This window comes from Wujia chipingensis (assembly GCF_014337155.1).
In the GTDB taxonomy this organism is placed as follows: domain Bacteria; phylum Bacillota; class Clostridia; order Lachnospirales; family Lachnospiraceae; genus Coprococcus_C; species Coprococcus_C hominis.
Genome location: NZ_CP060632.1, coordinates 1,365,672 through 1,391,040, shown reverse-complemented (window position 1 = coordinate 1,391,040; position 25,369 = coordinate 1,365,672). Strand labels below are relative to the sequence as shown.

The following is a 25,369-nucleotide window of genomic DNA, read 5'->3' as shown; positions in this document are numbered from 1 at the left end:
TTTATCTCGCAATTCCCTCACTCTCCGGGAATAACACTTTCTTCATTTTTTCTTTTAGAAATGTGGAATCCTTCCATCGTCCCAGCTTCTTTGTGCGCTGCATCATTGCCTCGCCAAACAGCTTCTCCATGAACTTCACAAGGTTCGGTGTGCCGACCGCCCGGATCTTCACTTTATCCCCTTCAAACTGCAGATCGATCACCTTGTTTGCGACCTCTTCAAGATAGTAAAGCCGGATCTTCAGTCCAAATTCTTTCTCCGTTCGATCCATCAGCTCACAGCCCGCTGCAACCGGAAGTTTCTTTCCACCGATATCTAAGATCTGATAGATATATGGATGTGCCGACAGATACCCGACGCGGATATGATACACCTTTTTTCCATCCCGCACATGCAGTACCAGGTATTCCTTTTTGTACGAGATGCCCAGCTGCTCGATGCCTGTCATATACAGAGAATAAAACATCTGATTCGCATTTGGCAGGATACTTGATGCATAATCGGTCACATCGTAGGTTCTGCCTGTATATGGCTTCACCACACGTTCTATATAGGCTGCATACGCCGGATCAAGCTGCTTTGCATTCTTTTGATACCGTTTTTCTGCAATATAGTTTTTCAGAGTATCACCGATCGTGGCAAACGGCTTACGGATGAAATTTTCCTCATCCGCTGCAAACTTACAGATTCTTGCAACCAGATGTCCCTCCGGAAATACTTCATAACCGCCTGCAGTACAGGCGATCACCAGATTCTTTCTCTGGTTGATATAGACATTCTGTCCAAATACACCGTTGAACAGCCATGCACCATCCTTTAAGCACCAGATCTGATATCCGTACCCTTTCGTGAGCGTTGTATCCTCGAATTCCACATGTGTCTGTGTTGATTCGCGGATCCACGCCCGGCTTAAAAGCTGGATGTGTTTTCCATCCCGGATGATCGCACCATCATTTAAGTAAAGCTCACCAAGCTTTACCATATCCTGCAGGGAAAGCTTCATGCCCCAGCCACCGCGTTCAATGCCCTTCGGGCAGCAGTCCCATGTGATATTATGGATACCAAGCGGGCGAAACAGACGTGACTTCAAATAGGCAAGCATAGAACATCCCGCCCGTCTCGTCACGATTGCTGCAAGCATATAGGTATTTAAGCTATTATACGTGAAATCCGTCCCCGGTGCAAAGCTTACATCACTGCCAATAAATGATTTTCGCCAGTCCTCCGCGAAATACGAGCTTACCTCATCGAATTTCACACCTGCAGTCATCGTAAGCAGATGCTTCACCGTGACTTCCTTCATTGCCTTCTTCGTGAAAAGTCCGGTGTATTCCGGGAAGATATCTACCAGCTTCTCATCAAGCGATAACAGCCCTTCTTCCATCGCAAGTCCGACCGCCATGGATGTCACCGACTTGCACATGGAAAATGATACATGCCGGTATCCTGCGCCATAAGGCGGTACATAATGCTCCGCCACAAGCTTTCCATCCTTTAAGATTGCAATTCCGGCGAGTCCAACCTTTTTATCTTCGGACAATGACCGGATAAAATCATGTGTGCTCGGCAGATTGATATCTGCCACCAATGGATTACAGACCTTTTTATTCTCTGCTGTATACGCAGGCACAAACTCTTTGCTGTCATTTCCATGATAGATTGGAAGATTTGATTTCTTCGTCGTTACCATATCATAGAAAGAATCCAGTAATTTTAATTTCAGACTGTGTTGTTCCATCGGCAATCCCCCATTTTATTTATGTAAGTCTTACAAAGCTGCAGGCATCAATCAGACTATCCTGAAAGCCCTCTGTCTGTGTCAGATCAATCACCTGAAGCTTCTCCCGATATACTTCAAAATCACGACTCAATGGTCCGTGGATCAGAAGATCTGTAGCACCGGCAAGCGATGCATTTCCAACCACTTCCAGCTTATCCATGAAATCCTGTGGCAGCATACCAAGATCAATAGCATCCCGCGCATTCAAATAAAAGCCAAAACCACCGGCAATATATACCTTGTCAATATCTCTTGCATGCAGACCTGCTGTTTTAAGCAGACATTTGATTCCGGCATACACCGCCGCCTTTGCAAGCATGATAGACTGTAATATCTCCGAGTTGATATGGATTCCGTGAATCACGATTCCACTGTCTAAGAATTCCTCCGCCAGCGTTCCGTTTGCGTGAATCTTCTCCAGTCTTCTGCCAAGCGCGATTGCTTCAAGCAGACTGTTGCCATACGCATGCTGTTTTCTCGCACATCCCTCAAATGCTGGTCCACAGGCAGTACTCGTCGCCAAATACCGCTCTCCATCTTTTAGAACCATCTCACCGTTTGTACCAAGATCTAAGAACATGTAACGTTCTGGCACTTCTGTATTCCGACTTTTCTCGATATGCATCACACCCGCGATGACATCTCCGCCAAGAAACGCACTGCTACATCCAGATAAGAACACATTACAGTCTTCTTCTATAATCTCAGGATATTCTTCTTCGACAACCGCCATCTGTTCTTTCGTAAATAATTCCTGTCCTGGCACGATTACACTGCCATGTAGCGTCGTTGGAAATGGAGCTTCTCCCATATCTGAAATATCGTACCCAAGCAGGATGGAAATCATCGTTGTATTTCCTGTGATTGCAACAGCATCCAGCTTCACAAGCTCATGCTCCCGCTCGGTATGTTCCACCTGTTTTTTAGTATCTTCAAGCATTTCCTGCAGCAGTTCCACGATCGCAGCGACCGTCTGATCGCGCATTTTCACAAGAAAGCTTATATCCCGTTTCACAGTTAAGATTCGATTTATCACGTCGCTGCCATACAGACGCTGGGGATTCTTCGTACTCCGCTGTGCAAGTACGTCTTTGTCCTCCGCATCGATCAGACAGCTATCAATCATGGTAGAACCAAGGTCTACCGCCATATATATGTGTCGCATATTAGAAGATCGCCTTCGGTTTCTTCTCGATTGGGCGATATCCCTGCTCGGAAAGTACGCGCAGGATCTGCTCCTTGTGCTCCGGTCCAAATGCTTCAATCGTAATCACAAGTTCCACAGCAGAATTACGGTTGATTGTTACGAACTGGTTATGCTCAAGCTTGATGATATTTCCGTTTTCTCCGGCAATCACACCTGCCACACGCTGCAGCTCGCCCGGCTTATCTGGAAGCAATACAGATACCGTGAAGATACGGCTTCTTGCAATTAAACCGTGCTGTACAACTGATGAGAATGTGATCACATCCATATTACCACCACTCAAGATACTGACAACCTTCTGTCCCTTTGGCTCGAGATGCTTCAGCGCTGCAACGGTAAGCAGCCCACTGTTTTCTACAAGCATTTTATGATTCTCTAACATATCAAGAAATGCTACGATCAGTTCGCTATCCTCAACCGTAATAATATCATCCAGATTTTCCTTCAGATATGGGAAGATCTTTGTTCCCGGTGTCTTAACGGCAGTACCATCTGCGATCGTATCTACCTTTGGCAGTGTCGTTACCTTGTCATTGGCAAGGGATGCCTTTAAGCAGGCTGCTCCTGCTGGCTCTACACCGATTACCTTGATGTTTGGATTGAGCATCTTGGCAAGCGTCGATACACCTGTGGCAAGTCCGCCACCACCGACTGGCACTAAGATAATATCTACAAACGGAAGATCCTTTAAGATCTCCATCGCAACGGTACTCTGTCCGGTTGCGACATCCAAATCATCAAATGGATGGATAAAGGTATATCCCTTTTCCTCCGCAAGCTTCAATGCATACTGGCAGGCATCATCATAGACATCGCCATACAGTACAACCTCAGCACCATACGACTTCGTACGATTTACCTTGATGAGTGGTGTGGATGTTGGCATAACGATCGTTGCCTTCACACCATATGCCTTTGCTGCATACGCAACACCCTGTGCATGGTTTCCAGCAGACGCTGTGATAAGTCCCTTCTTGCGGTCTGCATCGGACAACGTGCTGATCTTGTAATAAGCACCACGAATCTTGTAGGCGCCTGTTACCTGCATGTTCTCCGGTTTCAAATATACTTTATTACCACAGGACTGTGAGAAAAACTCACTCTCGATCAGTCCGGTTGGCTTTGTCACTTTCTTCACGATCTCATATGCCTGCTCGAATTTCTCGAGTGTCAGCTTCTGTTCTGTCTGCGCTTTTTCTGCCATATTTTTATCCTTCTTTCCTGTAAGTTTCTTTTATGCAAAACCCTGTTTAATTCATATCAAACAGGTCATCATCTTTCGGAATATTCTCGATATTCTCATCGACGAGAATCTCCACATCCGAACGCATATCAAAATCTGCGAACAATGCATTCACATAGCTGTTCGGATCAAACTTCTGCAGATCGTCAATCTGCTCGCCGATACCAATGTATTTGACCGGAACATTGAGTTCTGACTGGATTGCAATCGCAATACCGCCCTTCGCTGTTCCGTCCAGCTTCGTAATGATAATACCATTGATCTCGGTCACGGAGCTGAACTGTCTTGCCTGCTCTAATGCATTCTGTCCCGTCGTGCCATCTAACACGATCAGTGACTCCACATTTGCTTCCGGATACTCTCTTGTAATAATGCGACGCATCTTCGCAAGCTCATCCATCAAGTTCTTCTTGTTGTGCAGACGTCCAGCTGTATCGATCAGCAGGATATCTGTATTCCGGCTTTTTGCTGCCGCAACTGCATCGTAGACAACCGCCGACGGATCTGCGCCCTCATTCTGTGCGATAATATCTACACCGGCACGGTTCGCCCATGTCTTTAACTGGTCAATTGCCGCTGCACGGAATGTATCTGCCGCCGCCATCAGCACCTTCTTGCCTCGTGCCTTGTACTGTGCTGCCAGCTTTCCGATCGAAGTTGTCTTTCCAACACCGTTGACACCGATTACCAGCACAACTGTTTTCTTATTCTCAAAATCGTAGGCTGTCTCATCCACCTGCATCTGATCCCGTATAATATTGATTACCAGATCCCGGCATGCCTGTGCTTCCTTGATATGTTCTTCCTTGACACGTGCTTTCAGATCTTCTACGATCCGTTCCGTCGTCTCATAACCCATATCGGACATAACGAGTGTCTCTTCCAGCTCATCGTAAAAATCATCATCTAACTCGCTTGCCTTGAACAAGTTGTTGAAGCTATCTGAAATGCTGTTACGTGTCTTTGTAAGCCCTTCCTTTAATCTTGCAAAGAAGCCCTTTTTCTGTGGAGCTGGAGCTTCTCCTGGCTCATCCGCTGGTATCTCAGCCGGAATCTCTGTATCAACTGTCTCCGAAGGAACCTCAGATATCTCTTTCTCTGTCTCCACTTCTTCTGCTTCTGCAACAGTTTCCTGTGTCTGCACTTCCTGCAGTTCCTCTTCTGTAGTTTCCCCTTTTTTCTTCTTGGTAAACCAACCCATATCTTACACCTCCTTAATCATCCAATTCATTCTCTATCATATTCACCGATACAAGTGTCGAAACGCCCTTTTCCTGCATTGTGATACCATACAGGATATCTGCGGCTTCCATCGTACCTTTACGGTGTGTAATGACGATAAACTGTGTGTCCTTTGTCAGCTTGGACAGATATTTGGCAAATCGCTTGACATTCGAATCATCGAGTGCCGCCTCAATCTCATCCAGCAGACAGAATGGTGACGGTTTTAAACTCTGGATTGCAAAAAGCAAAGAAATCGCCGTCAAACTCTTCTCTCCACCGGAAAGCTGCATCATATTCTGCAATTTCTTTCCTGGCGGCTGTGCGATGATCTTGATTCCTGTTTCGAGCAGATCTTCCTCATCAACAAGCTCAAGGTCAGCCTTACCACCACCGAACAGCTCCTTAAATACTTTCGAGAACATCACACGGATCTCCTTGAATTTCTCCGCAAACTGTTCCCGCATTGCCCGGTCAAGCTCTGCAATAATATTTACAAGATTTGCCTCTGCCTTGCAGATATCATCATGCTGTCCCTTTAAGAACTCGTATCGCTCGGATACCTGCTTGTAATCCTCGATGGCATTGACATTGACATCGCCGAGCTGTTTGATCTTATTTTTCACTGCAGAAATCTCGCGCTTGAGTGATGAGATATCATCGAATCCGGCATCCTTATAGTCAAGTGCCAGATTATAAGTCAGCTCGTATTCTTCCCACATATAATTATTCAGACTTTCCGCCTGTTCGGACAACTTCTCAATCGATGCATTGATCTTGAATGCCGATTTGTCCAGTCCATTGATCTGCTCCGACAATTCCTCACGTTTATGGAAAAATTCTTTGTGACTCTCATTCAAAGCATCTTTACCTGAAATGAGTTCTTCCAGTTTCTTCTCCTTAATCGCGATCATACGGATATTCTCATCGAACTGCTGTTTTAAGCTGTCTGTCCGCTTTGTGAGCGTCGTAACCTCTTCGTTTCCATTGTTCCGCTTTAGATTCAGCGTCTGCAGGTTCTCCTTTGCTACCTGTTCCTCCGTCTTGATACGATGGATATTCTGCATCAGGAACTCATATTGCTGCTGTACGGTATTGAACTCCAGATTCAGCTTGTTAATTGAATCTGAAGCACCCTGCAGCCTACCTTTTTCCTCAGTCACTGCCTGTTCAAGCTTCGCAATCTCCGCTTCCAGCTCGTGAATGGCTTCCTCCTGCTTCTGGTTGTTATCCTTTAATTCCTGCTTGTTTGCATTGATCTCGTCGATCTGCGCTGCAAGCTCACCATTCTCGCGATTGATGCTTGCAAATCCGCGTTCTACCTCAGCCAGCTTTGCCTGTACCTGTTCAAGGTTCAGGGTATATGTATTCATACGGATGTTCATATTCTGGATCTCCGTATTTAATTCGTCACGGATACCTTTTTGTTTCTCACGGTCTTCCGTCAGGAATGTAATCTGCTTCTTATGTTCTTCCAGCTTCACGGAAAGCTTCTCGATCTGTTCATCAATTTCCTCAAGCTCTCGCTTTCGTCCAAGCAGATTTGATGTATTCTTAAATGCACCACCGGTCAGCGCACCGCCCGGATTGATCAGTTCTCCCTCGAGCGTCACGATACGCAGACTCTGTTTATACTTCTTTGCAAGCGCCATCGCATGGTTGATGTGATCGACAACTACGATTCGTCCAAGCAGATGTCCGATAATCGACTGGAATTTCTTATCATATCCAACCAATTCGGATGCGGTACCAACAACGCCCGGTTCCCGCTTTACATCGTTACTCACCCCGGAGCGATCGACGATTGACTGAATCGGCAGGAATGTTGCACGTCCAAACCGGTTCTGCTTCAAATACGCGATCATACTCTTGGCTGTTGCATCATCCTCTGTGACAATGTTCTGGATACTTCCGCCAAGTGCCGTCTCAATAGCTGTCTCATACCGCTTATCTACCTGTATGATATCTGCCACAACGCCGACGATCTTCGGATTCTTCGTCTTCTGCTCCATGACACGGCGAATACTGTTTCCGTATCCCTCGTAACGTTCCGTCAGATTGCGCAACGCTTCCTTCTTGGATTTCAGGCTGACGATCTGGTTACTCGTCTCCGTGACGCCACGCCGGTTTTCTTCAAGCTTCTGGCTGTGATCCGTGATCAGGTTCTGAACAGCCGTAAACTGTCCATTTTTTTCCTGCAATTCACTTTCTAACTCTTTGATTCCAGAGGTAAGCTGTACTTCCTCCGTCTTTGCTTTTTCTTCCTCGCTCGTATATTCCAGCAGCCGTTTCTTAAGCTCTGTCTTACGAAGGTTGATGTTTTCCAGCATCGTATCGTATCTGCCGACCTTTGCCTTTAACGTACCGCCTTCATTCAAATACTCGATAATATCTGCTTTGGCATCCTCAATTGCCTGTTCCTTCGCGGTAATATCCTGTTCCAGATCCTGATACTGTTTTTTTGCCTCATCAAGCACATCATCTGCCTGATCCAGCTTCTCATCCAACTGGGATTTCTCCTCATACAATCCGGTAAGATCCGCTTTGTGCTTTTCCAGATTCTTCGTCTCTTTCTCAATCTGTTCGAGCAGCCCCGCATCACTTTGCTGATATGAGAGAATCTGCTGGTTGATAACGTTCATCTCGCCTTCTAACCGCTGATTGCTGAGCTTCTTCTCATGAATCTCATTTTTCGATGTATCAATCTTCTCGTTATAGGATTCCAATTGCTGCTCAATGCGTTCATATTCATCCTTCGCTGCCTCGAATTCATCCTTCAGACGTGACGCATCTGTCTCCACAATGGATAGCTTCTCCTCGTAGGATTCCAGCTTTACCTGTGTATCATTGACATCTAAGAGAAATGCATTGATATCCAGCTTCTTCAACTCGTCCTTGAAGATCAGATACTTCCGTGCCGTCTCCGACTGTTCCTTCAAAGGACCAACCTGTTTTTCCAGTTCCCCGAGAATATCCTTCACACGGGAAAGATTTGCCCGCTCGTTCTCCAGTGACTTTTCTGTTGCTGCCTTATTCTTCTTATATTTAACAATTCCTGCCGCCTCATCGAACAGCTCCCGGCGTTCCTCCGGCTTTCCTGACAGAATCCGCTCGATCTGTCCCTGTCCGATAATCGAATATCCCTCTTTACCGATACCAGTATCGAAGAATAGGGAATTGACATCCTTCAAACGGCTGACAACACCATTGATCAGATACTCACTCTCACCAGAACGATACACACGTCTGGCAACCGTTACCTCATTATAATCAATCGGCAGGCTGTGATCGCTGTTATCAAGTGTGATTGCCACATATGCCGAGCCCTGCGGTTTTCGAAGCTCTGTACCAGAGAAAATAACATCCTCCATCTTGGAACCACGTAACTGCTTCGCACTCTGCTCACCAAGTACCCAGCGCACGGCATCGCCGACATTACTCTTACCAGAACCGTTCGGTCCAACGATACCTGTAATACCATTGTTGAATTTGAAAATTATTTTATTTGCAAAGGACTTAAATCCATATATTTCTATGCTTTTTAAATACATACGTTACCTTACCTTTTTCCAGTTGGCTGATGTAGCAGCTCCAATGTCTCAAACGCTGCATACTGCTCTGCTGTTTTCTTTGAATGCGCCACCTTCCGCGCCATCTCCTTGCCGTCTAACACGACGCGCACGGTAAACTGCTTGTTGTGGTCAGGACCTTCCTCCGCCAACAATTCATATTGCAGGTTGATCTTATGCTTCTGCACATATTCCTGCAACTTGGACTTTGCATCATGGAAGCGCTGTTTATGTTCGATATCCTGCAGTAGAAACCGCTCCACATATGCGGTTGCACATTCCATACCACCATCCAGATAGATTGCGCCAAGCACAGACTCAAACATATCACACAAAATCGAATCCCGGTTAGCTCCGCCCGTCTGTCTCTCTCCCTTACTGAACCGGGCAAACTCACCAAACCGCAAATCCCGCGAAATCTTGGACAACGTGAACTCACAGACAAGACTTGAACGAAGCTTCGACAAATCGCCCTCTGGCATCGTCTGATAATTTTCAAACAGATACTTACTCACGATAAATTCCAGAATCGCATCACCTAAAAACTCATATCGCTCATACGACATATAGCGTCCGACCATCTTTTCATTGACGAAGGACTTGTGCGTGATTGCTGTCTCCAAATGTTTGATATCCTGAAAGGTATATCCAATCAGTGCTTCCAGCTCACTGAGTGATCCTTCATGTTCCATGTTAGTTCTCCCCTTTGTTTTCTTCCTCTACAAATGTACGAATAATCTGATTTGTAACATCTTTTTTCACAAAGTTACGGCACTGTTCGATGGCAGAGCGTACCTCTGTATCCTTGCTGTTGCCATGAATCTTTACTACCAGACCTTTTAAGCCAAGCAATGGTGCTCCACCCTTATCATCCGCCATATACCGCTTAAAGGTTTTCTTAATCGGTTTGTAGATCAATGCACCACCGATCTTCGTCTTGACACTGCTCTTTAACGTATCTTTGATCTCTGCCATAAACATTTTACCAAGTCCCTCAAAGAATTTGAGCAGAACATTTCCAACAAACGCCTCACAGACTAATACATCTGCCGGACCGTTTGGGATATCACGGGATTCTACACTACCGATAAAGTTGATGTCCTTACACTCACGCAGCAGCGGAATCGTGGATTTCACAAGTTCGTTTCCCTTTTCATCCTCCGCACCGATATTGATGATACCAACACGAGGGTTCTCGATACCCTCGATATTCTTCATATAGATAGAACCCATCTTTGCAAACTGTACCAGATTCTCTGGCTTTGCATCCACATTTGCGCCACAGTCGATCAGTAACGACGAGCCGTACCGATGTGGAATGAGTGGAGCCAGCGGGGTTCGCTTAACCCCCTTTGCACGTCCAACCAGAAACTGTCCGCCAGCCAGCAGCGCACCAGAATTACCGCCAGAAATACAAGCCGCCGCTCTTCCTTCCTTGACAGCATTTAACGCCAATACCATAGATGAATTCTTCTTTCTACGGATAGCATCCACCGGCGCATCATGACAGGTAATCTCCTCGGTTGCATCGACTACCTCAATCCGCGTCTTATCACATCCGTACTGGTCAATATACGTTTTTAATTCCTCTTCTTTACCGGTTACGATAAAGGAAAGGTCGTCATACAGATCCATCGCCTCCGCAATGCCCTGTACAAAATATGCACTTCCATTATCCGTACCCATTGTATCAATTGCTATTACAATCTTTTCCATTCTTTATCCGAACCCTTCCTTGTTATACAACATGATAGACCACATAATCCTATATATTATAGTTGTATCCCTTTCTTTCGTCAAGAAATCAAGGCACAAAAAAAGACTTTTCAACGAGAACCTCTCGATGAAAAGTCTTTTTTTCATTTCAGTGAATTACTCAGCAGAGATGATTTCTTTCTTATTATAGGAACCGCAAGCCTTGCATACTCTGTGTGGCATCATAAGCGCTCCACACTTGCTGCACTTTACCAAGCCAGGAACTGTCATCTTCCAGTTTGCTCTACGCTTGTCACGTCTTGCTTTTGAACTTTTATTCTTAGGACAAATGGACATCCTTACACCTCCTTCAAGAATACACTTAAAATCACACTTTGCTTATTATACAAACAAATCTATCTGATGTCAACGGTATTTTTCATTTTTTGATAAAATATTTATTTTGCAAGTGCAACAGTCTCTCTTGCGATTGCAAGCTCCTCGTTTGTCGGTACGACATACACTGGCACCTTAGAATTCTCTGTTGAGATCTTTACCTCTTCTCCACGGAGCTTATTTGCTTCATCATCAATCTCCACACCCAGATATCCGAGATGGCTACATGTATCTTTTCTTACCTTTGGATCATTCTCACCGACACCGGCTGTAAATACGATTGCATCGACACCGTTCATCGCTGCTACATAACCGCCGATAAACTTTGCTGCCTGATAGGTAAATACATTCATTGCAATCTCACAGCGCTTGTCGCCCTCAGCGATTCCCTTGTTCAAATCCCGGAAGTCACTGGACTTTCCTGAGATACCATAAACACCGGACTCCTTGTTGAGCATACTGATGATCTCTGTGAGTGTCTTTCCTTCTTTGTTCGCAATATATTCGATGATTGCTGGATCAATATTTCCACTTCTGGTTCCCATTGTGATACCTTCGAGTGGCGTAAGTCCCATTGTCGTATCAATTGACTTTCCGCCCTCAACTGCACAGATGCTCGCGCCACCACCAAGATGACATACGATAATCTTTGTATCCTTGATATCCTTTCCAAGCAATTCAGCGGTACGCTTGGATACAAAGCTGTGGCTCGTTCCGTGGAAGCCGTAACGACGAACCTTGTATTTCTCATAATACTCATATGGAATACCATATGTATATGCATAATCTGGCATAGTCTGATGGAATGCAGTATCAAACACTGCAACCTGTGGAACACCCGGCATCAATTCCTGACATGCACGGATACCGATCAGATTGGCTGGATTGTGAAGTGGTGCTAAATCACAGCACTCCTCAATCGCTGCAAGTACTTCGTCATTGATCAGAACCGCAGAAGAAAACTTCTCCCCGCCATGTACCACACGATGACCAACCGCTGCAATCTCATCCAGATTTTTGATTGCACCAAGCTTCTCATCTAACAGATACTGCAGTACAAGCTTTACTGCTGCGCTATGATCCGGCATCGGTGCCTCAATCTGTATCTTTTCCTTACCAGTTGCCTGATGTGTCAGTGAACCATCTAATTTGATTCTTTCACAGATTCCCTTTGCAAGTACCTGTTCTGTGTCCGAGTCAATCAACTGGTACTTAAGGGAAGAACTACCACAATTAATTACTAATACCTTCATATTCTCACGCTTTCTCTTACTATTCTATTTCTGGTCAAGTGCCTGTGCCTGAACCGCTGTAATCGCAACAACACCGACGATATCATCTGCTGAACATCCTCTGGACAGATCGTTGACCGGCTTTGCAATACCCTGTGTAATCGGACCATATGCATCTGCCTTTGCGAGACGCTGTACAAGCTTGTATCCAATATTTCCAGCATCCAGATCCGGGAAGATCAATACGTTTGCCTTTCCGGCTACGTCGCTGCCCGGTGCCTTGGAAGCAGCTACTTCCGGCACAATTGCCGCATCACTCTGCAATTCACCATCACACTTCAGGTTCGGACATTCTTCATTGACAATCCTACATGCCTCGATCACCTTATCGATCTCTGGATGATGTGCACTTCCCTTTGTTGAATGGGATAACATTGCCACAATTGGTTCTGCCTCTACCAGAAGTTCAAATGACTTTGCAGAGCTCTCTGCGATTGCTGCAAGCTCTCTCGCATCCGGGAACTGATTTAATCCTGCATCTGAGAAAATGAATGTTCCATGCTCACCCATCTCACAGTTTGGTACTACAACTAAGAAGAATGCAGATACCAGCTTTGTATCCGGTGCAGTCTTTAAGATCTGCAATGCTGCACGCAATACATTTGCAGAAGAATTCACTGCTCCTGCAACCATTCCGTCTGCATCGCCTGCCTTTACCATGATACAGCCAAAATACAGGACGTTTGTTAAAAGCAGTTCCTTTGCTTCTTCCGGCGTCATACCTTTCTTCTTACGAAGTTCTACCAAAATGGATACATAATCGTTTAACTTGTCGCAGTCATATGGATCTACGAATTTCGCGCCTGTCAGATCCAGTCCATCTGCTTTCTTTATAATCGTCTGTTTGTCACCAACTAAGATTATGTCGGCAATTCCTTCCTGCAAAATCTTATGCGCCGCCTCTAATGTACGCATATCTGCAGTTTCCGGTAATACAATTGTTTTCTTGTTTTGTTTTGCTCTTTTTTTAATTGAATCAATAAATGCCACTGCTCTTCTCCTCTGCTTTTATAGTTTCAACTCATATCTTTCTACATTATAAACAAATCAAGGTTTGTATACAACCAAAAATCTGTAAATAAATGTCTTTTTTCACGTACAATTTTAATCTTTATTTGAGAATCTCAAGACTGCATATCATCCACCGCCGGATTGTCCACCACCAGTCTGCCACGACCATGTTTTTTGCCATAATACATCGACTTATCCGCACGGTTTACAAGGATATTGGTATCCCTACAGATCGTCGGATATGCAGACAGGCCAATACATACATTGACTGGAATTTCCTTGTCATCATACTGCACGATTGTCGTCTGGATCTCTTTATGCATTTCCTCTAAGATCGGCAATGCCTGCGTTTCATCGTAGCCCGGCAATACAAGCAGGAATTCCTCGCCTCCATACCGGCAGGCAAATCCCCCATGTGCCCTTGCAAATTTATCGTCAATGGATGCCACCATCTTGATGACCTTATCACCGGCAAGATGTCCATATGTATCATTGATATTCTTGAACTTATCAATATCAAACAGTGCCACAGATAACGGCTGTTGTTTCTTCGTCGCTTCCTCTGCCGCCGCTGCAAACAACTGTCCGAAATAAACACGGTTGTAAATCTGTGTCAGACCATCCTTGCGCGCCATATCCTGTGTCTGTAAATAAAGCTTTGTACTCTTGACAGATACATTATATTCCACCAAGCAGGTTTCATAGTACGAGATTCCCTTATCGAAAAAATTCTCCTCATTGGATGCGATCAGCATCATACCATACTGCTTGTTGTCGTTGATCATCGCAAGCTTCACCAGACTCTTGATATTTGTCTCACCAATAAAACGCAGCTCCTTTAATTCATCCCCGACCAGCAGCTCCGTCGTCTTCCGGCTCTCGGCAAAATCCGAATAAATCTTCTCAAAATCCTTGCGCAGACGGCGTTCCATTGAAGCATAATCCGTCTTGATAATACAGATTCCACGATTGTCCGAATTAACCGCTCCATCCATATACACCGCACAGAGCTTTGGATTCTTTACGTCCATGATTGCATCGACGATCACATTGATATTCTTGTTGATATCAAACGAAGACGCCATATAACGCATGATTTCCGTCTGGGACTCGATTTCCCGGTTTGCCTGTTCCAGATCATTCACGACCCGTGCCAGCTCAATCTTCTGGTAATTCACACGTTCATTTACATTCTTTACCTTTTCCTGATACTCTTCGAGCTTTGCATTCTTATCCTGTATATCATTCCGTTCCAACACAAGCTGGGTATAATACGCCTCATGTGCATCGTTTGAATATTCGAGAAGTTCCGTCACAAACAACAGTGTCACGACAAAGATTGCAAGCACCAGCACATAACAGAACCAGAATGTCTCTCTCCGGAACTGCAATGACAGGCACAGATTGATAAACATCGGTATAAGCAACATCATCTTGCGGACTAAAATCGTTCCCTTGTCATAGTGTGAACCAAGAATAATGAATTCCAATGCAAGCAGGAACAAAATCATAAACATACCGACAAGCAGCACGCCCTCGTACGGAACAAATGATACGAAAATACTGTATGTAGTAATCTCAATCAACCGGAAAGTCGTCAAAAACTTCATATTCTTAAACACGCCCATGTGATAAAATACACTGTCAAGCAGTGCAAACACAAACACAACAGTTGCAAATGTCACGCAGACCGGCGTGTTGTCGGTGAACTTCATGACGCGTGACAACACGGTGAGCAAAACCATAAATACATAAAAGATCTTATGATATACTGTGTAATTCTTAATGAGATTTTCCGTAATATCCTGCATGTCTAGTTCTCCCAATAAATATCGATCACAGCCCCTTCATCGATCGGCTGTATAAATTCTGCATGTATGCCATTTACATTTGTAACAAGGCGCTTTCCACGCATCGTAGAAAGATCAAACGGATATACATCCAGAATATCCACAAATGTATAGCTCTGTTTTCCTGTCAAAGTGACAGGTGTTTTATTGACTACAACCGTGATTGCCCGGCTTACAGCTGGTGCTGGCTGTGGCTGCGGTGTCACATTCTGCTCCGCCTCTGTTTTACTTGTATCTTCCGTCACAGGTTCTGTGACCGCTGCTTCGTCTGCAACTTCCACGATCTCATCGTCCGGAATAATCGTTTCTTCCTTCCGGGTGACAAATTCTACTTCAAAATTCTCATAAATCTTCTCATCTTCATCGGCAATCTGATGGTTGACATACGCATAAAAATCCGTCGTCAGATCCATAAATGTGCGCAACTGTCCCACGGTATAATAATTCCGCATACAGACATCATCCCCATCCTGAATCTGATACATGGACGATGCAAATTCACCATTCACGGTTGCAAATTTCGGACAGGATACTTCGTTTCCATTCACCTTAAAGGTCAGCATGCCCGCATATTCCGGAAGTGTCGATAATTCAATCTCCGCAGATTTGCCCTTTGTAGACGGCTGAATCCGGATGTTATCGTTCGCCTCAATCACTGCGTTCATACCAGCGGTCTTTCCGTTCTGGGTGATCACCGCAGCTTCCCCGCTGTACCCACGCACGATCCGTGTCTTTTCATTTATCTTAAATGTGATATCATCGCCGCGCTTCGGGAAGATATCTTCGTTTGGAATACCGTACTGTACTGCCGCATCAAAGATTGTCAGCTTATCATTGTTATACAGCTTCACACGTTCGCCATTTACGTTGACAAAGATGAAGTTATTCTTCTGATCAAAGAAGTTCAAACAGATACCGATTGGTGTCACATAGAGCGGATCTTTCTTGATCCCCTCTACCTGAAAATCAATCGTATTCATCACTTCTTCGCCACGCAGAGCTACACGTTCTGCCGGAAGGTCAAGATCCTCTGCCAGTGTATCTGTAAATCCAGGCAGTTTTCCACCACCGCCGACTACAAACACCGCGCTGACGCTTGTTCCACCATTTAACTCAATGATTTTATCCGCGATCTTCTTCGAGATTCCTTCTTTTACTTCCTCCGTCGTCTGATAGATTTCCTCCGGAGTAATCTTATGGGAGATTCCCATAATATCTTTATATGTAACTGATTTCCGACGCGCACTGACCGTCTTTAACTTCTCTGCCGTCTGGAAATCAATCAGATATTTCTTTACCAGTGCCTCGGTCAGCTCGTCTCCGGCTGCCGGGATCATACCATACGCAATCACGCTTCCATCTTTTGTGATACAGATATCGGACGTTCCGGCTCCGATATCAATCAGTGCAATATTCAAAAGGCGGTACTGCTCTGGAATCGCTACCGTCATCGCCGCGATTGGCTCCAATGTAAGATTCGTCACATACAATCCAGCCTGCTCCACAGCCGCATACAGACTGTCCACAACCTCTTCCGGGAGAAATGTTGCAAGCACATCGGCCGCAATCTTCGTTCCCTTGTGTCCTTCCAGATTCGTGATCTCGTAATTGTTCAGGAAATATTTCACAACGGTATAGCCGACACAGAAATATTTCGTTGTCTCATGACTCTCGTTTAATTCCTGCAGAATCTCATTGTGCGCCTGCTCCACGCCGATCAGATCGATCGAATGGATATATTCCTGTGTAATAACTGTATTCTCAGAGAATTCATACTCCCCGTGTCCGATCGCAGTTTTTAAGACACGGCCAGCCGCCGCAATGCATACATCATGCAATTTGCGCCCGCCTAACTGTTTCTCTAACTGCTGTTTTACCTCGACAATATCCTGACTGACCTTCGCGATATCATGGATCTGTCCGTCGATCATCGAACGGGTATCATGGTATTTGACAGCCATCGCAACTACATGAAACCGCTCCTGTTCTCTGTATCCGACTGTACCGACGATACTCCGCGTACCGATGTCCAGTCCAAATATTAAAGGTTCCGGATATTTCACTGTTGCCACGCCTGTTCCCTCCTGAAATTAGTCTGTTTTCCCATGATTAGTTAAAATTATAGCATCTCCAAGTAAGATATTCAACCTATCTTTTAGTTGTTTTGATGAATTTTCATAGTCTAATTGATTATTTATAGTGAAATCTGCATATTTTCTATAATATGATTCCGGTTCCTGACTGCGGAACATCGCACGGCAGCGTTCCTCGGTATAGCCGCGCTGTTTCATCAATCGTTTGATCCGCGTCTCCTCATCGACATAGATATACCAGATTTCATTGCAGATCTCCTTATATCCATCCTGAATCAGAAGTGCCGCCTCAATCACATAAATCTTCATGCCTTGCTTCCGCTTCTCCTCGATATCATTCCGAATCCAGGATTTTACTGCCGGATGGGTAAGTGCATTCAACTGCGCAAGCTTGCCTTTGTCAGCAAACACGATCTGTGCAAACTTCGCCCGGTCGATTGCATATGGTTCCTCTGCCTGCAAAATCTCCGTGCCAAACGCTTCCACAACCGCCTGATATACTGTCTGTCCCGGCTCCATCAGCGTATGGGCAAGCTTATCGGTCTCCACAATATACGCTCCATACAGACTGGACAGATCATATAATATTTTACTTTTCCCGGAGCCAACACCCCCGGTAATTCCTAATATCAGCATTCTGAATCTCCTACGACTTTTGTGTTGTACTGCCATTTATCTCCTGCCTGCGCAGACGTAGATTTACTTCGCATCATACCAGCTGTTTCCAACATTTGCATCTACAAGAAGTGGTACAGAAAGCTCTGCTGCATGCATCATTTCTTCCACAAGCAGCTTCTGTACGATCTCTACCTCTTCCTTCTTTGTCTCGATGATCAGCTCATCGTGGATCTGAAGTACAAGCTTTGACTGCAAATGTTCTTCTTTGAGCCGACGATTCACACGAACCATTGCAATCTTGATAATATCCGCCGCAGTTCCTTGTACCGGGGCGTTCATTGCCGCACGCTCGCCAAAACTCCGTGTCATAAAGTTCGAGGAAGCAAGCTCTGGAATCGGGCGTCTCCGTCCAAACATCGTGACCGTATAGCCGTTTTTCTTCGCATCTTCCACCGTTCGGTCTAAAAATTCCTTAACCTTGCCATAGGTTGCAAAATATTTCTCGATATAGCCCTCCGCTTCCTTTCTGGAGATATCGAGATCCTGTCCTAAACCAAAGGAGCTGATGCCGTAAACAATTCCAAAATTTACCGCCTTTGCTTTCCGGCGAAGGGTACTGTCCACCTGATCGAGTGGCACATCGAATACCTGTGATGCCGTAATTGCATGGATATCCTCATCCGCCTGATATGCCGCAATCAAAGCCGCATCCCCGGACATATGTGCGAGCACACGCAGCTCAATCTGGGAATAATCAGCATCAACAAACACCGAGCCTTCCTCCGGAATAAAGACCTTACGGATTTCTCTGCCAAGCGGCATACGCGTCGGAATGTTCTGCAGATTCGGATCTGCCGAACTGATACGTCCCGTCACAGTTACCGTCTGATGGAACTTGCCATGAATTCTTCCATCTGCCCGGATATAACCAGCCAATCCCTCTGCATAGGTGGAATTAAGCTTCGTAAGCTGACGGTATTCTAAGATCCTCGGTATGATCGGATGTGCATTTGTAAGCTTCTCTAACACCTCTGCACTCGTCGAATATCCGGTCTTTGTTTTCTTTCCATTTTTTAATCCCAGCTTTTCGAACAAGATTTCGCCAAGCTTCTTCGGAGAATTGATGTTAAATTCTTCCCCCGCCATTGCATGAATCTCTGCGGTAAGCTCCTCGATCCGTGTACGGAGCTTTTTCCCATACTGATGCAATGCCTCTCCATCGACGCGGATACCATTTTTCTCCATCTCATATAATGCATACAGACAAGGAAGCTCCATCTCATCATAGAGTGATTCCATTCCTGTCTCTTTTAATTTCTCTCGCAAAACTGACTTTATCTTATATGGCACAATCGCCTGATATGCCATCCATTTTTGTACTTTTTCGTCTTCAAAGGAGAAATATCCTAGCTTCTCCTTGCCAAGCATTTCCTTGTCTGACGGCAGCGTCACGTCCAGATACACCTTTGCAAGCGTATCGTATTCATATTCCGACTGATTTGGCTGTAACAGATATGCCGCAAGTCCAGCGTCAAATACTGCATCTTCCTCATGAAAATTCAAAAATGAAAGCAGCTTTTTCACGTGCATACATGCTAACTGTACCTGATAATCCCGGCTCAACGCAAGGAGATTGTCTGCAACCATCGCCTCCGTGATAAACATCATAAACCGAATCAGATAAACATGCTCCAAATCCATACAGACCGCAACACCAAGTGCTTCTCCATCCTGCGTGATCCACGCAAAGGAAACTTCCTTCGCCTTTTGCAGCTTTGCAAGCAGGGCGTTGTAGCCGTCAATCTCATCGATCAATACTGTCTCGAAGGTCAGTTCTTCCTTCTTCTCAACCGAGAACCGCTTATAAAAGCTCTTTAACTCCAGATCCTCAAATAACGTATATGCCTCTGCATTAAACGGATCGTTATACGTTGCCTCTGAAAACTCAAATGGAATCGGGCAGTCCAGCTTGATCGTTGCAAGCGTCTTGGACAGATATGCCAGATCTTTGTTCTCAATCAGATTCTGCTTCATCTTGCTTGCCTTCATGCTGTCCACAGCCGCATAGACACCATCTAAGTCACCATACTCCGCAAGTAGCTTTGCCGCAGTCTTCTCACCAATTCCCGGCACACCTGGAATATTATCCGAAGTATCGCCCATCAGACCTTTCATATCTATGAAAATCAACGGTGTTACTCCATAGGTTTCCACCACATTTTTTGCATAATAATCCTCGACCTCAGTCTTACCATGCTTTGTCTTCGGGATGCGTACGAGCACGGTATCTGTCGCAAGCTGCAACAGGTCACGATCACCAGATAGAATCGTAACGGCAAAGCCTTCGCGCTCCCCCTTCTTTGATAGTGTACCGATCAGATCATCCGCCTCAAAGCCTTCCTGTTCCACGATTCGGATGTGCATTGCCTGCAGGATCTCCTTGATTCTCGGCATCTGCTCATGCAATTCCTCCGGCATACCCTTTCGCGTTCCCTTGTACGCCTCATACATCTCATGACGAAATGTTTTCTTCTTTAAATCAAAAGCAACACAAATATGTGTTGCCTGTTCTTCCTCGATTACCTTCAAGATTATATTTAAAAAACCATAAATCGCGTTGGTATGTCTCCCGTCATTCGTTGTCATATCCGGGATTCCGTAAAACGCACGATTCATGATGCTGTTTCCGTCAATCAGTAATAATTTATTCATCGCTCTCCGTCTCCTCACTTTCCGGGTGGGTTAATTGATATTCACGTAGTTTTTCATAAAAGGTTGATTCCTTCGGTTTCTGTGCAATCTGCACTTCCTGTACAATATCATTTAAGCAAACGGACATCTCCGAACCAAATGTATCGTAAAAATAAGTATCCCCCTGTGCTTCCAGTTTCATCCGCTGTTCGATATTATATACCTTATCCAGACATTGATTGTATACAAAAAACAAAAATACGACTGCCACTCCAAACACAAGTCCAAATGTGGAGAACTTGAAACGTTTCGCCTGCTTTACACGGTGTTCCAGACGATTCAGTTCATTTTCCAGATCCTTTGCAAAATTCTGTGACAGTTCCTGGTTGTTATCGACCTGATGCATGCCAACGATCAACGTATAGTAAATCTCCAGCTCTTCCCTGCAATTCTTGCAGTACCGCATATGCTTTACAAAATCCGGGATCACATCGTCCGGAAGTTTCTTCTCTATGAATGCCATAATATTTGATTGTGCTTCCAAACATGTCATAACCTACACCACCTGTCATAATCTCTGCCAAAAACAAAGAACCTAGATCGAAACGGATCTAGGTTCTTCAAAATGTGTATCTTAGTTATCGATCAGCTTTCCTTCACCATTCCAGCTATATAACTTACGAATCTCCTCGCCAACCTTCTCTGATGGATGCTCAGAAGCAAGTTTTCTAAGAGCCTTGAAGTGAGCCTGTCCACCTGCGGAAGACATATCAAGCAGGAAGTCTTTTGCGAATGTACCATCCTGGATATCTTTCAGGATCTTCTTCATTGTCTTCTTTGTCTCTTCTGTTACAATCTTAGGACCTGTGATGTAATCACCATACTCAGCTGTATTCGAAATAGAATATCTCATGCCTGCAAAACCTGACTGGTAAATCAGATCTACGATCAGCTTCATCTCGTGGATACACTCGAAGTATGCATTTCTTGGATCATAACCAGCTTCGCAAAGAGTCTCGAAACCAGCCTGCATAAGTGCACATACACCACCACAAAGAACTGCCTGCTCACCAAAGAGGTCTGTCTCTGTCTCTGTTCTGAATGTTGTCTCAAGAATTCCGGCTCTTGCTCCACCGATACCAAGACCGTAAGCAAGTGCAAGATCCTGTGCCTTACCTGTTGCATCCTGATATACAGCGATCAGACAAGGTGTACCCTTACCAGCCTGGTACTCAGAACGAACTGTGTGACCAGGTGCCTTCGGTGCGATCATTGTTACATCGACATCCTTAGGTGGAATAATCTGGTTAAAGTGAATATTGAAACCATGTGCGAACATAAGCATGTTGCCCGGCTCAAGGTTCGGCTCAATATCGTTCTTGTAAAGGCCTGCCTGCAACTCATCGTTGATCAGAATCATGATGATATCTGCACGCTTTGCTGCTTCTGCAGATGTATATACTTCAAATCCCTGTGCCTCAGCCTTAGCCCATGACTTGCTTCCCTCGTAAAGACCGATGATGACGTGGCATCCGCTGTCCTTTAAGTTCAAAGCATGTGCATGTCCCTGGCTACCATAGCCGATGATTGCAATTGTCTTGCCATCTAACAGTGACAGATTACAATCTTCCTGATAAAAAATCTTTGCTGACATTATCATATCCTCCTGATTTTGTAAAAAATATTTATCGTTACTACTTAATCGTAAGTAATGACCTTAGTTTCCGCTTACAGCGCCTCTTGTAAGACCTGTCAAGCCTGTACGTACCATCTCGGAAATCTCAAACCCATCCAGAAGCGAGATAAATGCTTCAATCTTGTTGACATTTCCTGTAATCTCTATCATAACGGAATCCGTTGATACATCAACAACCTTTGCACGGAATACATCCGTCAGGGAAATAATCTGCTGTCTCTCTTCGAGACTTGCCTTAATCTTGACAAGCAGAAGTTCACGGCATACAGACTCTCCATCCTTCAGTTCTGTAATCTCGCAGACATCCTCCAGTTTCAGAAGCTGTTTCTTGATCTGGCTTAAAATACGATCATCGCCGCTCACGGCTACCGTCATGCGGGAATATCTTGGATTCTCTGTCACGCCAACTGATAAGCTGTCAATATTATATCCTCTACGGCTAAACATTCCGGACACACGGCTCAGTACACCGGATGTATTATCTACCAAAAGGGATAAGACCATTTTTTTCATAAAATGTTCCACCTTTCTCCTATTATTCGTCAAAAATTATTATCTGCTATTTTAACCCTTTGTTACTTGTCTGTCAATAGTTTGTCAACAAGCTTTACCGCCTCGTTTGCATCCTTGGAGTAACCGTCTGCCCCGATCTCATCTGCAAAATTCTGCGATACAACGGCACCTCCGATGATGACCTTATAAGGAAGGTTATTTGCACGCACATATTCAACGGCATCCTTCATCCGCATCATCGTCGTTGTCATAAGCGCAGATAATCCGATGATATCGGCATGCTCTTCCTTCGCTGCCGCAATGATCTTGTCAAGCGGCACATCCTTGCCTAAATCCACAACCTTGTAGCCGTAGTTTTTCAGCATCAGGACAACAAGGTTTTTACCGATATCGTGGATATCACCCTCGACCGTCGCCATAATGACTGTACCCTTCGGCTTGGCATTCTCTTCGATATGAAGCAGCGGCGTGATGTATTCGATTGCAAGATCCATCGCTGTCGCACCCGCAATGAGCTGTGGCAGGAAATATTTCTTCTGTTCAAACAACTCGCCAACCTTGTTGACTGCCGGAATCAGATCCTCATCAATGATTGTCTGCGGATCTTTGCCCGACTCTAATTCCTTCTTTACATTCTCCACGATACTGCCTTTGTTGCCCTTTACAACATCGTGATAAACACGGCTTCCTTCTTCGGACACACCTGCCACATTCTTGGCAGCCGTCTGTTCGGTCTGGGATAAAGCGACTACATTTTCCACATAAATATTATCCGAATCCTCCTTGGCAAGCAGCAGATCTGCCGCAAGGCTCGCATTCACAAGCATTGCCTGTCCCGGATTACAGATTGCCATGGTCAAGCCGTTTGCGATCGCCATCGTCAGAAATGCGGTATTGACGTTGATTCGCTCTGGCAGTCCGAAGGAAATATTGGACAGACCACAGATCGTCGGAATCTGCAGTTCATTCTTACAATAGGCAATCGTATCGAGTGTTTCAAGTGCCGCCATCCGGTTTGCACCAACCGTTGCAACCAGACCATCGATGATCAGGGAATCGCGTGACAAGCCTTCCTCGTCCGCGATTTCTAGCAACCGGCGGATAATCTCTTTCTTCTCATCAAGATTCTCCGGCAAGCCCTTGTCCGAAAGCGGAAGGAGTATCGCCATCGCACCATATTTCTTTGCAATCCGCATAAGCGGGCGGCATTTCTTCTCTTCTAATGAAATCGAGTTAATAAGCGCACGTCCCGGATAGATACGGAGTGCTGCTTCGATAATCTCGACATGACTCGAATCAATACAGAGCGGAAGATTCGTCACAGAAATCACTTCATAGACAGCACGCTTCATCATTTCCAGCTCGTCAATGCCGTTCATACCCATATTGATATCGAGAATCTTTGCCCCACGTTCCGTCTGTTCTTCTGCCATCTGTACAACCAGATCCATGTTCCCTGCACGGAGCATCTCCTGCAGTTTTTTCTTTCCGGTCGGGTTGATACGCTCCCCGACGACTAAGAAATTGCCATCGAGATGGATTTCCTGTACTGCACTCTCACTGGATAATACACGGGTACAAACTGGTTTCGTTGCCTCCGGCTCCACGGAGCGGACAACCTTCTTCAGCATCTCGATATGCTTCGGTGTCGAACCACAACAGCCACCCACGGCTCTCGCTCCGGCTTCCACCAAAGCGCGTCCATACTCAGCAAACGTCTCCGGTGTCATTGTATATTTCGTCTCGCCATCGATCAGCTCCGGCATACCATTGTTTGGCTTCGCAAATACCGGAATCGATGCGTACCGCACCATACGCTTGATCAGTGCTTCCATCTCCTTCGGTCCTGTTGAGCAGTTGATACCGACCGCATCGACGCCAAGCGACTGCAGCACGATCACAGACGCCTCCGGTGTCGAGCCGAACAACGTCTTTCCATCGCTGTTAAAGGTCATGCTGACCATGATCGGCAGATCACAGACCTCTTTAATGGCGATCACGCATGCACGCGCCTCCGCAAGGCTCATCATCGTCTCTACAAAGAACAGATCGACACCTGCCTCCACGAGGATCTGTGCCTGTTCCTTATATACATCCACCAGTTCCTCAAACGCCAGATCACCGACCGGCTGAAGCTGTCTGCCAGTCATCGTCATATCACCCGCGATAAATCCACGATGATTCTCCTGTGCGATTGCCGTCCGTGTCAGGTCAACCAACTGCATGTTCATCTCGCGAATCTTATCCTCGAGATGATATTCGGCAAGCTTGATCCGGTTCGCCGTAAAGGTCGGCGCAAGCAGAATATTCGTTCCTGCCTGAATATATGCGCGCTGCAATTTGATCAGGTGCTGAGGATGCTCCAGAATCCATTTCTCCGGGCATACACCAACCGGCATGCCTGCCTGCATCAGGTTACTTCCGGTTGCACCATCTAACATAACAATTCGTTCTTCAAATAATCTGTGAAAAATCTTTCTATCCATAATTTTGT

Annotated in this window: 18 protein-coding genes; all 18 read right to left on the bottom strand. The window is 45.4% G+C overall.

Features of this window, described 5'->3' with window-relative positions:
* Position 1: 1 nt before the first annotated feature.
* The gene (locus H9Q76_RS06440; RefSeq protein ID WP_021985568.1) at positions 2 to 1,738 is read right to left on the bottom strand and encodes a serine hydrolase domain-containing protein; all 1,737 of its coding nucleotides are present in this window, start codon (positions 1,736 to 1,738) and stop codon (positions 2 to 4) included.
* Positions 1,739 to 1,757: 19 nt separating this feature from the next.
* A complete protein-coding gene (locus H9Q76_RS06435; protein ID WP_021985569.1) occupies positions 1,758 to 2,945 on the bottom strand; it encodes an ASKHA domain-containing protein in 1,188 nt (395 codons plus the stop codon).
* A 1-nt stretch (position 2,946) separates the two neighbouring features.
* A complete protein-coding gene (ilvA, locus tag H9Q76_RS06430; RefSeq protein WP_021985570.1) occupies positions 2,947 to 4,191 on the bottom strand; it encodes a threonine ammonia-lyase in 1,245 nt (414 codons plus the stop codon).
* A 46-nt stretch (positions 4,192 to 4,237) separates the two neighbouring features.
* Positions 4,238 to 5,431, bottom strand: coding sequence for a signal recognition particle-docking protein FtsY (ftsY, locus tag H9Q76_RS06425; protein ID WP_021985571.1), 1,194 nt, complete (start codon positions 5,429 to 5,431; stop codon positions 4,238 to 4,240).
* 13 nt (positions 5,432 to 5,444) lie between these two features.
* Complete coding sequence (gene smc / locus H9Q76_RS06420) at positions 5,445 to 9,002, bottom strand: chromosome segregation protein SMC (RefSeq protein WP_249321857.1); 3,558 nt, start codon at positions 9,000 to 9,002, stop codon at positions 5,445 to 5,447.
* An 8-nt stretch (positions 9,003 to 9,010) separates the two neighbouring features.
* Entirely contained in the window at positions 9,011 to 9,712 is a 702-nt protein-coding gene (gene rnc, locus H9Q76_RS06415; RefSeq protein ID WP_021985573.1) for a ribonuclease III, read from the bottom strand.
* 1 nt (position 9,713) lies between these two features.
* Complete coding sequence (plsX, locus tag H9Q76_RS06410; protein WP_021985574.1) at positions 9,714 to 10,736, bottom strand: phosphate acyltransferase PlsX; 1,023 nt, start codon at positions 10,734 to 10,736, stop codon at positions 9,714 to 9,716.
* Between the two features lie 156 nt (positions 10,737 to 10,892).
* A complete protein-coding gene (gene rpmF / locus H9Q76_RS06405) occupies positions 10,893 to 11,072 on the bottom strand; it encodes a 50S ribosomal protein L32 (RefSeq protein ID WP_021985575.1) in 180 nt (59 codons plus the stop codon).
* A 101-nt stretch (positions 11,073 to 11,173) separates the two neighbouring features.
* Positions 11,174 to 12,364, bottom strand: a complete 1,191-nt coding sequence (locus H9Q76_RS06400) for an acetate/propionate family kinase (RefSeq protein WP_117780172.1) — start codon at positions 12,362 to 12,364, stop codon at positions 11,174 to 11,176.
* 24 nt (positions 12,365 to 12,388) lie between these two features.
* Positions 12,389 to 13,393, bottom strand: coding sequence for a phosphate acetyltransferase (pta, locus tag H9Q76_RS06395; RefSeq protein ID WP_021985577.1), 1,005 nt, complete (start codon positions 13,391 to 13,393; stop codon positions 12,389 to 12,391).
* Positions 13,394 to 13,527: 134 nt separating this feature from the next.
* Positions 13,528 to 15,225 (bottom strand): diguanylate cyclase, encoded by a 1,698-nt coding sequence (locus H9Q76_RS06390; protein WP_118373568.1) that lies wholly within the window; start codon positions 15,223 to 15,225, stop codon positions 13,528 to 13,530.
* A 2-nt stretch (positions 15,226 to 15,227) separates the two neighbouring features.
* Positions 15,228 to 17,336, bottom strand: coding sequence for a cell division FtsA domain-containing protein (locus H9Q76_RS06385; protein WP_242995318.1), 2,109 nt, complete (start codon positions 17,334 to 17,336; stop codon positions 15,228 to 15,230).
* 18 nt (positions 17,337 to 17,354) lie between these two features.
* Entirely contained in the window at positions 17,355 to 17,993 is a 639-nt protein-coding gene (gene coaE / locus H9Q76_RS06380) for a dephospho-CoA kinase (RefSeq protein ID WP_249321856.1), read from the bottom strand.
* 63 nt (positions 17,994 to 18,056) lie between these two features.
* A complete protein-coding gene (polA, locus tag H9Q76_RS06375; protein ID WP_249321855.1) occupies positions 18,057 to 20,687 on the bottom strand; it encodes a DNA polymerase I in 2,631 nt (876 codons plus the stop codon).
* On the bottom strand, positions 20,680 to 21,219 hold the full coding sequence (locus H9Q76_RS06370) for a hypothetical protein (protein WP_021985582.1): 540 nt from the start codon (positions 21,217 to 21,219) through the stop codon (positions 20,680 to 20,682). Before H9Q76_RS06370 ends, polA begins: the two co-directional genes overlap by 8 nt.
* 81 nt (positions 21,220 to 21,300) lie before the next feature.
* Positions 21,301 to 22,320, bottom strand: coding sequence for a ketol-acid reductoisomerase (gene ilvC / locus H9Q76_RS06365; protein WP_021985583.1), 1,020 nt, complete (start codon positions 22,318 to 22,320; stop codon positions 21,301 to 21,303).
* A 63-nt stretch (positions 22,321 to 22,383) separates the two neighbouring features.
* Positions 22,384 to 22,875 carry an acetolactate synthase small subunit gene (gene ilvN / locus H9Q76_RS06360; protein ID WP_117780176.1) on the bottom strand — a complete coding sequence of 164 codons (492 nt, stop codon included), beginning with the start codon at positions 22,873 to 22,875 and terminating at the stop codon, positions 22,384 to 22,386.
* 62 nt (positions 22,876 to 22,937) lie between these two features.
* On the bottom strand, positions 22,938 to 25,361 hold the full coding sequence (locus tag H9Q76_RS06355) for a homocysteine S-methyltransferase family protein (protein ID WP_249321854.1): 2,424 nt from the start codon (positions 25,359 to 25,361) through the stop codon (positions 22,938 to 22,940).
* Between the last annotated feature and the right edge of the window lie 8 nt (positions 25,362 to 25,369).

Bases quoted from the DNA above. Each gene is read 5' to 3' on its own strand.
- H9Q76_RS06355 (WP_249321854.1), bottom strand. From the start codon at position 25,361: ATGGATAGAAAGATTTTTCACAGATTATTTGAAGAACGAATTGTTATG.
- H9Q76_RS06390 (WP_118373568.1), bottom strand. From the start codon at position 15,225: ATGCAGGATATTACGGAAAATCTCATTAAGAATTACACAGTATATCAT.
- H9Q76_RS06400 (WP_117780172.1), bottom strand. From the start codon at position 12,364: ATGAAGGTATTAGTAATTAATTGTGGTAGTTCTTCCCTTAAGTACCAG.
- smc (WP_249321857.1), bottom strand. From the start codon at position 9,002: ATGTATTTAAAAAGCATAGAAATATATGGATTTAAGTCCTTTGCAAAT.
- coaE (WP_249321856.1), bottom strand. From the start codon at position 17,993: ATGCTGATATTAGGAATTACCGGGGGTGTTGGCTCCGGGAAAAGTAAA.
- ilvC (WP_021985583.1), bottom strand. From the start codon at position 22,320: ATGTCAGCAAAGATTTTTTATCAGGAAGATTGTAATCTGTCACTGTTA.
- H9Q76_RS06370 (WP_021985582.1), bottom strand. From the start codon at position 21,219: ATGACATGTTTGGAAGCACAATCAAATATTATGGCATTCATAGAGAAG.
- rpmF (WP_021985575.1), bottom strand. From the start codon at position 11,072: ATGTCCATTTGTCCTAAGAATAAAAGTTCAAAAGCAAGACGTGACAAG.
- plsX (WP_021985574.1), bottom strand. From the start codon at position 10,736: ATGGAAAAGATTGTAATAGCAATTGATACAATGGGTACGGATAATGGA.
- ilvN (WP_117780176.1), bottom strand. From the start codon at position 22,875: ATGAAAAAAATGGTCTTATCCCTTTTGGTAGATAATACATCCGGTGTA.
- rnc (WP_021985573.1), bottom strand. From the start codon at position 9,712: ATGGAACATGAAGGATCACTCAGTGAGCTGGAAGCACTGATTGGATAT.
- ftsY (WP_021985571.1), bottom strand. From the start codon at position 5,431: ATGGGTTGGTTTACCAAGAAGAAAAAAGGGGAAACTACAGAAGAGGAA.
- ilvA (WP_021985570.1), bottom strand. From the start codon at position 4,191: ATGGCAGAAAAAGCGCAGACAGAACAGAAGCTGACACTCGAGAAATTC.
- H9Q76_RS06440 (WP_021985568.1), bottom strand. From the start codon at position 1,738: ATGGAACAACACAGTCTGAAATTAAAATTACTGGATTCTTTCTATGAT.
- H9Q76_RS06435 (WP_021985569.1), bottom strand. From the start codon at position 2,945: ATGCGACACATATATATGGCGGTAGACCTTGGTTCTACCATGATTGAT.
- polA (WP_249321855.1), bottom strand. From the start codon at position 20,687: ATGAATAAATTATTACTGATTGACGGAAACAGCATCATGAATCGTGCG.